General features: G+C 39.2%; 10 protein-coding genes. 9 read left to right on the forward strand and 1 reads right to left on the reverse strand.

The genetic code is table 11. The features are described 5' to 3' along the window. Positions 1 to 41: 41 nt before the first annotated feature. From VXK47_RS11675 to VXK47_RS11685, 3 genes are all read left to right on the forward strand, one after another. Positions 42 to 869, forward strand: coding sequence for an outer membrane lipoprotein-sorting protein (locus VXK47_RS11675; RefSeq protein WP_435548957.1), 828 nt, complete (start codon positions 42 to 44; stop codon positions 867 to 869). Positions 870 to 939: 70 nt separating this feature from the next. Then, a complete protein-coding gene (locus tag VXK47_RS11680; RefSeq protein ID WP_435548958.1) occupies positions 940 to 1,353 on the forward strand; it encodes a DUF3617 domain-containing protein in 414 nt (137 codons plus the stop codon). 71 nt (positions 1,354 to 1,424) lie between these two features. Then, entirely contained in the window at positions 1,425 to 2,750 is a 1,326-nt protein-coding gene (locus tag VXK47_RS11685; RefSeq protein ID WP_435548959.1) for a type II citrate synthase, read from the forward strand. A gap of 32 nt (positions 2,751 to 2,782) precedes the next feature. On the opposite strand, the gene VXK47_RS11690 is transcribed toward VXK47_RS11685, so the two are convergent. Beyond that, positions 2,783 to 3,088, reverse strand: coding sequence for a hypothetical protein (locus VXK47_RS11690; RefSeq protein ID WP_435548960.1), 306 nt, complete (start codon positions 3,086 to 3,088; stop codon positions 2,783 to 2,785). 204 nt (positions 3,089 to 3,292) lie between these two features. Here VXK47_RS11690 and priA point away from each other — a divergent pair, with 204 nt between their 5' ends. The 6 genes from priA to VXK47_RS11720 all read left to right on the forward strand — a co-directional run bounded on the left by priA (position 3,293) and on the right by VXK47_RS11720 (position 9,779). Next, positions 3,293 to 5,743, forward strand: a complete 2,451-nt coding sequence (priA, locus tag VXK47_RS11695) for a primosomal protein N' (RefSeq protein ID WP_435548961.1) — start codon at positions 3,293 to 3,295, stop codon at positions 5,741 to 5,743. Positions 5,744 to 5,911: 168 nt separating this feature from the next. Then, on the forward strand, positions 5,912 to 7,168 hold the full coding sequence (locus tag VXK47_RS11700) for a 2-hydroxyacyl-CoA dehydratase subunit D (protein WP_435548962.1): 1,257 nt from the start codon (positions 5,912 to 5,914) through the stop codon (positions 7,166 to 7,168). Beyond that, on the forward strand, positions 7,161 to 8,552 hold the full coding sequence (locus VXK47_RS11705; RefSeq protein ID WP_435548963.1) for an acetate--CoA ligase family protein: 1,392 nt from the start codon (positions 7,161 to 7,163) through the stop codon (positions 8,550 to 8,552). The genes VXK47_RS11700 and VXK47_RS11705 overlap by 8 nt, the downstream gene beginning before the upstream one ends. 42 nt (positions 8,553 to 8,594) lie before the next feature. Then, the gene (locus VXK47_RS11710) at positions 8,595 to 8,741 is read left to right on the forward strand and encodes a hypothetical protein (RefSeq protein ID WP_435548964.1); all 147 of its coding nucleotides are present in this window, start codon (positions 8,595 to 8,597) and stop codon (positions 8,739 to 8,741) included. Positions 8,742 to 8,811: 70 nt separating this feature from the next. Beyond that, positions 8,812 to 9,336: a DUF4124 domain-containing protein gene (locus VXK47_RS11715; RefSeq protein ID WP_435548965.1), complete on the forward strand. Its 525-nt coding sequence runs from the start codon at positions 8,812 to 8,814 to the stop codon at positions 9,334 to 9,336. Between the two features lie 113 nt (positions 9,337 to 9,449). Beyond that, complete coding sequence (locus tag VXK47_RS11720) at positions 9,450 to 9,779, forward strand: hypothetical protein (RefSeq protein ID WP_435548966.1); 330 nt, start codon at positions 9,450 to 9,452, stop codon at positions 9,777 to 9,779. The last annotated feature ends 480 nt before the right edge of the window (positions 9,780 to 10,259 follow it).

Here is a 10,259-nt window from a genome sequence, read left to right on the forward strand (position 1 = left end):
TAATGCGGACAAGATATAATGAAATGAAGGAGGATAGCTATATGAGAAAATTTTATTTGCTTGGGATAATTATGTTTCTGTTCCTGTGTACTGTACCTTCAAATGCCGGAACTCCGGATGCTTCAGCTATAATTGAAAAAGTAAAAATGAAATCGGACGCCCTTCCGGTATCAAAACAGTTAACTATCATTGTGAAAAAAGGTGAGCTTATAACCGGCCAAATGGTAGCCAGAACAGCCCGGAAGAAATTTCCCGATGGCAGAAGATTTCTTATGGTTATCCTGGAACCTCAAAGCTTAAAGGGCCTGTCTTATCTGCTAAACGATTTGGATAATAATAAGTATGAACAATGGATATATCTTCCTTATATTGACAGAGTACGAAAAATTTCCGAGTCAAGTGCCTATGAAAGCTTTCTCAGCACTGACTTCACTTATGCAGATATTTACTTAGTAAACACAAAAAATGAGACATTTAAGTTTTTGGGAGAAGAAGATATAGGAGGAATGAAGACTTATAAAATAGAATCGGTTTCTAAGGAACCAAGCTATTATTATTCCCGTATCATAAACTGGATCACAAAAGATACATATACAATTATCAGGCGGGATTATTATTCTCCCAACAAAAGCTTATGGAAAAGGCAATTATTTGAAAACATGACAGTCATGAACGGAATGATTGTTCCTTTGAGGATTCGGATGATAGACTTTCAACATAATACCAGTACCGAACTGATTTTTAATGAAATAGATTCCGATATCGAACTTCCCGATGAAATATTTGTACCCGAGCAACCGAAGCACTCTTTAGAATGCCCGGTCTGGCAAAAAGTGTGCTATCCGGCAGCTAACAAGAATAAACAGTAACTATTTTTGACTTTTTATAAATACATATTAATTACTTTAATTATTAGATCGCTAAATTCTGGAGGCTTATATGTTTAAACGAATTTCTTTTTGGTCAGTTATGCTGCTAATCACATTTTTTGCAGGACTGTTATATGCCGGACCGAACATGAATCCGGGTAAATGGGAAATTACCTATGAAAATGAAATGCCCGGAATGCCTATGAAGATGCCTGCTGTAAAAATTACGCAATGTATAACAAATCAGGAAATTGTACCAAAAAACGACCAACAGTCCGGTCAGGGATGCAAAACAACAGATATAAAAATTTCCGGCGACACCGTGTCCTGGTCTATTATATGTAATAATCCAGGCGGCGCTTCCAAAGCAAAAGGCAAAATAATCTATAGCGGAAATCAAATGAAAGGCCAGATGGATATGGAACAAGCCGGCATGAAAATGACTACCAAAATAAGTGGCCAACGCATAGGCAAATGCGACTAGAATGCATTTTAAAATAGCATATTGAGTAATATACTGCATACATTAAGCAAGAGCTGTAAGGGGGTAAAACTATGGCAGAACATGCGGAATTGACATATGAAGGGAAAAAATTCACTCTTCCTGTAATTATAGGTACGGAGGGTGAAAAGGCGATAGATATTTCCATGCTTCGGGAAGAAACCGGATTAATAACTCTTGATGCAGGTTTTGCAAATACAGGCAGCTGCATAAGCACAATTACTTTTATGGACGGAGAAAAAGGGGTTCTCCGATACAGGGGAATTCCTGTTGAACAGCTTGCTGAATATTCTTTATTTATTGAAACAACATATCTTTTAATAAACGGTGTTCTGCCAACCAGAAAGCAACTAACCGATTTTTCGATTCTATTAAATGATAATTCCCTGATACATGAAGACATGCAGTCGTTCTTCCAGAGCTTTCCCAGGGCTTCTCATCCTATGGGGATTCTCTCTTCAATGGTTACTGCACTCAGAAGTTTTTATCCTGAACTGAAAGTTGAAACGGCAGAAGAAATAAATTTAACCGTTACCCGCCTTCTTTCAAAGATAAGAACACTTGCAGCCATGTCCTATAAGATATCCAGAGGACATAAGGTTGTTTATCCGCGCCCCGATTTATCCTATTGCGCCAATTTTCTTAATATGATGTTCGACAGTCCTGTTAAGCCCTATCAGATTGATGATGATCTGGTTAAGGCTTTAAATGTTTTCTGGATCCTCCATGCAGACCATGAACAGAACTGTTCAAGTTCAACAGTCAGAATGGTTGGAAGCGGAAGAGTAAATCTTTATGCCGCCATTTCCGCCGGAATTGCGGCTCTGTGGGGTCCTTTGCACGGGGGCGCAAATCAGGCTGTTGTGGAAATGCTTACTAGAATCAATAGAAAAGATGGCGGCAATGTTAAGAAAGCGGTTGAAAGGGCTAAAGATAAAAAAGACTCTTTCAGACTCATGGGTTTTGGACACAGGGTCTATAAAACCTATGATCCGAGAGCAAAGATCATGAAAATGACTTGTGATAATATTCTTGAAAAACTTCATACAAGCGACCCTTTGCTTGATATAGCAAAAAAGCTGGAAGATGTTGCATTAAAAGATGATTATTTTCTTGAACATAATCTCTATCCGAATATAGATTTTTACAGCGGTATTATGTTAAGAGCCCTTGGGATACCTACAAATATGTTTACTGTTATGTTTGCGATAGGAAGGCTTCCCGGGTGGATAGCTCAGTGGAAAGAAAGTGCGGATGATCCAAAATGGAAACTAAGCCGCCCACGGCAAATCTATAATGGCCCAATACTGACCGATTATATTCCTATAGACGAAAGGAAAAAGCAGCATACGGATTCCAGGCACAAAACCCATAGATAGTACCACAAATAAGGCAAAGCCTTTGGAAGATTTTAATTAAAAGATCCAAGAGGTCTTGTGAAGGTGTATTCTGCCGGTTCAACCACAAGCTTATCCCAAGCTGTTGCTATATTACCACCCAGAGCAGAAAACGGAGAAGAAAGAACAAATACAACGTAACCTGTCGCAAGGCTGATAATCCCAACCGGCCGTACTGCCACAAAATCGGCAAGCATAGCCATAGAATCAGGTGAATCCGTTTCTCTGTATTCCCGCGCAAAAACCGGAGAACCGTATGATATAAGCAGCATTATAATAATTATTAAAATAACGGCACATTTTTTTATTGTTGTTTGCATGAATATCTCCTTTCCAATAATCCGTTTAACAAATATAACCTATTTTAAATACATAATAAACACAATAACTTAATAAGACAGCCCCGTAAAATGATGCATACGTCCATATAAACAGATTGCTTTTTTGTCCGAATATTGTCTTATTATGAGCATAACATAATATTTTAGAAATTTTAACAATAATTATATATTTTGCAAATAAAAATGCTAAATAACCTTAAATACATTGATGTTGCTGTCGATTTGCCTGTTTACAGCACATTTACATACATTGCGCCTGAAAATTTGTCCGATGGTTCCTTAACAGGCAAAAGAGTGGCTGTTCCTTTCGGACAGCGCAAAGCAACAGGATACGTCCTTTGCGAAAGCGAATATAGCAGTGAATATGACAATAAAGAAATAAAATCAATATTTGATGTTCTGGATGAAACTCCTCTTTTTCCACCTTCCATGGTTCCCTTTTTTAAATGGATTTCGGATTACTACATATTTCCTTTAGGCACAGTAATAAAAACAGCTCTTCCCGGTGGGCTTAATTCTTGTGAAATTGCAAAATTTTCAATTACTCCGGCAGGAAAAGAAACGCTGGATGAAAACCGGATTTCTTCCCTGGAAAAAAGAGTATTAAGCCTGCTTGAAAACTCCCCTGCAAGTGTAAAGAAACTTTGTACAAAACTGAATGAGAATGTTTCGGGAGCACTACTTGTTTCAATGGAAAAGCGCGGCTGGGTGGCAAGAGAAAAAGAGATAAAATCAGGGAAAACAAAAGCCAGGCTGGAATCTTACATCTGTCTTTCAGGATGCCGCATGCCTGATGGTAAATTGTCATTATCACGAAAAAAAGTGATAGATTGCCTGGAATCATATGGGGAACTGTCTTTTAAGCGTTTAAAAGAGCAGATACCCAGTGCGGCAAAAGCTGTTAAAGCTCTTGAAGAGAAGGGATATCTTGTTTCTACCAAAAGACCGGTTTATCGTGATCCTTTTGGGGAAGAAATAGAACCGGATAGTGCTCCCGTTCCCACTCATGAACAGGAGAATGTTATTTCCAATGTTTTAAACTTTCTCGGGAAAGGCTTTTCTCCTTTTCTTCTTAACGGAGTTACGGGAAGCGGTAAAACCGAAGTTTATATGAAGCTTGCTTCTGCTGCCATAGACAGGGGATATTCAGTTCTTGTTCTCGTTCCTGAAATTGCACTGATATCACAAATTGAAAAAAGGTTCAGAGCACGTTTTGGCGAATGTGTGGCAATATTGCACAGTGGTCTATCTTCAGGAGAAAAATTTGATCAATGGAACAGAATAACAGACGGAAGGATTTCAATTACAATTGGTGCAAGATCTGCCGTATTTGCTCCTTTGAGCAATATCGGACTTATAGTTGTAGATGAAGAGCATGATTCTTCATATAAGCAGGAAGGAGGGCTCAGATACAATGCAAGAGATCTTGCAGTTGTCAGGGCAAAACTTGAAAACTGCATAGTCCTTCTTGGTTCAGCAACTCCTTCCCTTCAGTCACATCAGAATGTTTTATCCAAAAAATTTTCCGGACTCACTTTAACAAAGCGGGTTGAAAACCGGATGATGCCCGAAGTTTCTATAGTGGATTTAAAAGATAACCGCGATAATCGTGGGGTAAGACGGTTTTTTTCGCAGGAACTTATAGACGGTATTAAAAACACTCTGGTACGCAAAGAACAGGTTCTGTTATTCTTAAACCGCAGAGGTTTTGCAGGCTTTCCTGTATGTTCGGTGTGCGGAGAAGCTGTAAAATGCAAAAACTGCGATATTTCACTTACTCTTCATAAAGCGGAAAACTCATACAAATGCCACTATTGCGGGTATACAAAAACAGCCGCTTCAAATTGCAGTAAATGCGGATCATCTGCGATACAACTTCTTGGACTTGGAACGGAAAAAGTCGAAGCCGCAGTTAAAAGCCTTTTCCCTAAAGCCAGAGTTGCAAGGATGGATGCAGACACTACTATTCGCAAGGGTTCGGTATTAAATATATTAAAAGATTTAAACGAGCATAATATTGATATACTTATAGGAACCCAGATGGTTGTTAAAGGTCATGATTATCCTAACATCACCCTTGTAGGCATAATATGCGCTGATCTGTCCCTCGCTTTTCCCGATTTCAGGGCATGCGAACGCACATTTCAGCTTCTGGCCCAGGTTGCAGGAAGAGCAGGCCGTGGAGATTTGAAAGGAAGGGTTATTCTTCAGACCTATAATCCTGATCATTTCACTATTCTGGCTGCAAAAAAACAGGATTTTAAATCTTTTTACCAAAAGGAGATTCTTTTTCGAAAAGACCTGGATTATCCTCCCTTTTCAAAAATGATAATGATCAGGCTTTCGGGAAAAGACAAGAAAAAAACGCATGAATGTGCCATAGCTTTGGGAAAGTGCTGTAACGAATTGAAGGCCGAAAATAAATCATTTCAGAAATCAGTCATCGTGCTTGGCCCGGTTGAAGCTTCTGTTACCAAAATAGCAGGACGTTACAGATGGCAGATTCTTTTAAAAGGACATAGTTTTAATCCGATTCAGCAGTTTGCAAGAAAAATTATCTTTGAAAAAGCCAAAAAAATATGTGGTAAAGATACTAGTATATTTATTGATGTCGATCCGTATTTTATGATGTAATAACCGGGAAAAGAAAGCTTATAAGCTTATGAGTTCGTAAGCTCGTAAGCTCATAAGCTCATAAGTTCGTAAGTTCGTAAGCTCTTGAGGTTAAAAGGTTTAAGGTCCAAGGTTCGAGGTTCAAGATTCAAGGTTCGAGGTTCAAGGTTAAAGGAAGGGAAATTCAAAATGGTGGGAGATATAAAAGCAGTAAGAAAAAGTATTAAGGCTGCTTTGGAAATGAATAAAATAATGGCGCAGTATTTTTATGAAATGGATAATGCTGCAAAAACGGGAGATAAAAAAATTGCCTGGTGCTCAAGCGTTGGCCCTGCTGAGATTTTAAGAAGCATGGGGTTTCTTGTGTATTTCCCGGAAAACCACGGAGCGATGCTGGGCGCAACCCGTATGTCAACGGAACTGATTTCTTATGCCAATGCCCGCGGTTATTCTCCCGATATATGTTCGTATCTTACCTCCGATATCGGGGCTTATATAAAAGGCGTAACTCCCCTTTCAAAAGCTTACAGAGGAATCGAAACCGTTCCTAAACCCGATGTTCTTGTGTGCAATACAAATCAGTGCAGAGATGTGCAGGACTGGTTTTGTTGGTATTCAAAAGAGTTTAATGCCCCTTTGCTGGTAGTAAATACACACAGAGGAATCAAAGATGTAAATGAATCACATATTGAATCGGTGGCAAAGCAATTAAAAGCCCTTATTAAACCTTTGGAAAAAATATCCGGCAATAAATATGATGCAGCCAATCTTAAAAATACTGTGGATCTTTCCCGCCAATGTTCGGATTTGTGGAAGAAAGTATTAGATACTGCTTCTGCCGTTCCTTCTCCTATAACTTTTTTCGATGGCACGATTCATATGGCTCCGGCAGTGGTGCTAAGAGGAACCAGGCAGGCCGTTGACTACTATAAACTTCTTTATACCGAATTAAGTGAAAGAATAATAAATAAGCAGGGTTCGGTTGATAACGAGAAATTCAGGATATACTGGGAAGGTATGCCGGTTTGGGGAAGGCTGCGCGATCACTCGGAAATGTTTACCGGACTTAATACAAACGTACTTGCTTCCACATATTGCAACAGCTGGATATTTACAGATTTTGATCCCGATGATCTTTTTACCAGCATGGCGCAAGCTTACACCAAACTGTTTATTGTAAGATCGGATGAAGCCAAACAGGAATATATTAAAGAGATGTTGAGGTTCTTTAAGATCGACGGCATTATCTATCATGATGCAAAAACCTGCCCGCACAACTCCAATTGCCGTTACGGAATGCCTCAGCGGCTTGAAAAAGAGACAAAGATTCCATATCTTATAATAAACGGGGATCTAAATGATTTAAGATGTCTGTCTGATGATCAGACCGGAACAAATATAGAAGCTTTTATCGAACAACTTGAGGAAAATAGCCAGCATGCTTGACAGTTTGTTTAAACCAAAATCAGTAGCTATTATCGGTGCATCAGTAAAAGAGCTTTCCATTGGAAACAGAATAATAAAAAACCTCTTAGACTTTGGTTTTATGGGTTCCATATATCCTGTAAATCCCCAGGCTGATAAAGTACAGGGAGTCAGGGCATACAAAAGCATTTTGGATGTACCCGATGAAATAGATCTTGCTCACATTATAATTCCGGCCAAATTTGTGCCTCAGGCAGTAGAAGATTGCGGCAAAAAAGGTGTTAAATCAATTATAATAAATTCCGCAGGCTTTAAGGAAACAGGACCGGAAGGCGCTGCAATAGAAAAGGATTTTCTTTCTCGTGCCAAAAAATACGGTATAAGGATATTCGGACCCAACTGCCAGGGCATTATAAATACTGACCCGGATGTCAGGGCTTATTGCAATTTCGCATTTACAAAACCTGAACCAGGTTATATCTCGATAGCTGCGCAAAGCGGCGGAGCAGGTGAATTGATACATCAGGGTTTTGCTGAAATTGGAATTGGAACACGCTTATATGCATCCAATGGGAACGCCTGCGATATATCAATTCAGGAAATAATAGAATACTTCGGAAAAGACCCAGGAACTCGCGTTGTGGTGCTTTATATAGAAAGCATTTCAGATCCGGAAAAATTTATTGAGACTGCAAGGAAAGTATCAGACAAAAAGCCGGTTCTTGCCATGAAAGTGGGCCGAACAGGAGAAGGCGCAAGAGCTGTATCTTCTCATATCGGCGGTTTTTCCGAAAATGATATTAATACGGATCTTGTTTTTGAGAAAGCGGGCGTTCTGATTTTTAAGGATGAGGGCGAATTGTGCAGGGCGGCAGCAGCTTTTGCTTTACAGCCGGTTCCAAGGGGAAACCGGGTAGGAATAATAACAAACACAGGAGGCCCAGCAATCATTGCAACAGATGTGCTTATCAGCTCAGGCATTGATATGCCTCAGCTTTCTGAAAAAGCCAGAGAATCACTCAAAATAAAACTTTATCCCGAAGCCTGCGTTAATAATCCGATAGATGTGCTTGCAACTGGCAAAAGCGAGCATTTCAGGGCCGCCATAGAAACAATGATGAATGAAGATAAGATCGACAGCCTTTTTATCAATTTTGTAACACCTTTTTTTGTTGATACGGTCAGCATAGCCAAAGAGATTGCCGATGCCGGCAGGCAGAAGAAAAAGCCGATAATATGCAATCTCATGACGGATAAAAACCGTTGGACGGAAACCATAAGTATATTAAAAGATGGAGGAATTCCATGTTACAGCTTTCCTTCAGATGCATCAAAAGCTCTGGCATCCCTTGTGCATTATGCCGGTTTGCAGCAGGCAAAGGAAAACAAAATAAGCCGGTTTTAAAATGCCGATAAAAAACCATAGAACTTATTGCAGAAAAAACCCGTGAAAGGGGCAAAAGTTTTTTTACAAAAGATATTTACAGCATACAGAATTGCCACATTCACTTGGAAAACAGCAGATCGCCCTGAAATTGTTGGAATTGATTTAAATCCTGTAATAGCTTTTGCCGATCGTGTTTTTTGTAGCTGACGTAAGAATAGCTATATGATACAATATACAAAATCAGACAAAGAACAACGGATTCTTGGGAGAGATTGAAATGAAAAGGTTTACAATAACAGCTATTTTAATTACGTTATGGGTATATCCTGTTTTTGCGGAGGAAACAATTTACTCCTGGAAAGACAAAAACGGCATCGATCATTTCGGCAACCAGCCACCCCCGGAAGATGTTCAGCACTTCAAGGAAACCAAGGTCATCCCTGATGGTTCCACATCCGGTGAGCCTACCGATACATTACGGCCGGAATATAACGAGATGGTCGAAAACGCCGCAGCAGAATTACAGCAAAATGAAATCGAAACCAAACAAAAAGAAATCGAACGCGCTATTCAGGAAAAACAAAAAGCGGAAGACGACAAAAAAGCAAAGATTGATGCAAAACGAAAAGAACTCCAGGATCAAATAGAATATCTAAAAAAACATCCGTTTGGTCGCAATATTGTTAACAACCCGAATCTTGGCAATGAATCCAGGAAGTCACGCGGATTCAACATGGCAGCCAGAAACGCGCAGATAGCTGACATTCAAAAACAAATCGACGAACTAGATAAACAGCAATGAGACCTTACTAATGTATGCATTACCTAATATCCTGATCATTTATATAAAACAATCGTAACTACTCAGGTTCACAGTTCAAGGGTTCACGGTTCAAGGTTAGAAAGCGATGAAAATTGAATATTTTGAAGACCTCAAGGCAATTAACCGTGAACTGTGAACCAAACAACCTGAGTAGTTACGATATCGCTTTTGGGATGTGGATAAGCGAGGAATTACAGTCTTCGGTTTATGGCAGTGTCTTTGACACGATAACCACAACAACTTTCAAAAAAAATAATACCCTATTGCCGCTGGAAATGGAAATCCGTCAATTTAATAATTCTGTTTCAGTATATTTTGAGAAAATGTTTTTGAACAAATCACAAATCCGTACCCTTGAAAAAATCCGTGACACGCTGTTACCCAAATTAATGAGCGGGGAGGTACGGGTGAAATACATGTAAGGGCACAATACACGACCGTAGGGGCACGATGCATCGTGCCCTAACGGTGGAACAATTCGGGAAACCGACGTCAAATACAATACCTACAATCATTCGCGGTTATAAATCGTCTGTAACCAAACAAATAAATATTTTGCGGAACAAACCCGGCGTTCCCGTCTGGCAACGCGATTATTATGAACACATTATCCGTGATGAAAAATCTTATTGCCAAATATCCGAATATATACGAACCAATCCATTAAAATGGCAAACAGACAAATACTATGAATAAAATCACCGAATCCGCTATCGAAAAATTTACCATCGAAATGCTGGAAAAATCCGGTTACCAATATAGATGGTTTCGTAAAAAGTCGGTTACCGATTTTTGTAAAAAATATTGACTCTGTAGTAAATATTAGCACCTGATGTTAATTTTTGGTTAAAAAAAGTATAAATTGTTCTTTGATATATGCAAAATACTAATAGTGCGGCTGT

Source organism: Desulfobacterium sp. N47 (assembly GCF_051233685.1).
Taxonomy (GTDB): domain Bacteria; phylum Desulfobacterota; class Desulfobacteria; order Desulfobacterales; family RPRI01; genus RPRI01.

Coding starts and splice junctions, on each gene's coding strand:
- VXK47_RS11675 (WP_435548957.1), top strand. CDS start 42: ATGAGAAAATTTTATTTGCTTGGGATAATTATGTTTCTGTTCCTGTGT.
- VXK47_RS11680 (WP_435548958.1), top strand. CDS start 940: ATGTTTAAACGAATTTCTTTTTGGTCAGTTATGCTGCTAATCACATTT.
- VXK47_RS11685 (WP_435548959.1), top strand. CDS start 1,425: ATGGCAGAACATGCGGAATTGACATATGAAGGGAAAAAATTCACTCTT.
- VXK47_RS11690 (WP_435548960.1), bottom strand. CDS start 3,088: ATGCAAACAACAATAAAAAAATGTGCCGTTATTTTAATAATTATTATA.
- priA (WP_435548961.1), top strand. CDS start 3,293: ATGCTAAATAACCTTAAATACATTGATGTTGCTGTCGATTTGCCTGTT.
- VXK47_RS11700 (WP_435548962.1), top strand. CDS start 5,912: ATGGTGGGAGATATAAAAGCAGTAAGAAAAAGTATTAAGGCTGCTTTG.
- VXK47_RS11705 (WP_435548963.1), top strand. CDS start 7,161: ATGCTTGACAGTTTGTTTAAACCAAAATCAGTAGCTATTATCGGTGCA.
- VXK47_RS11715 (WP_435548965.1), top strand. CDS start 8,812: ATGAAAAGGTTTACAATAACAGCTATTTTAATTACGTTATGGGTATAT.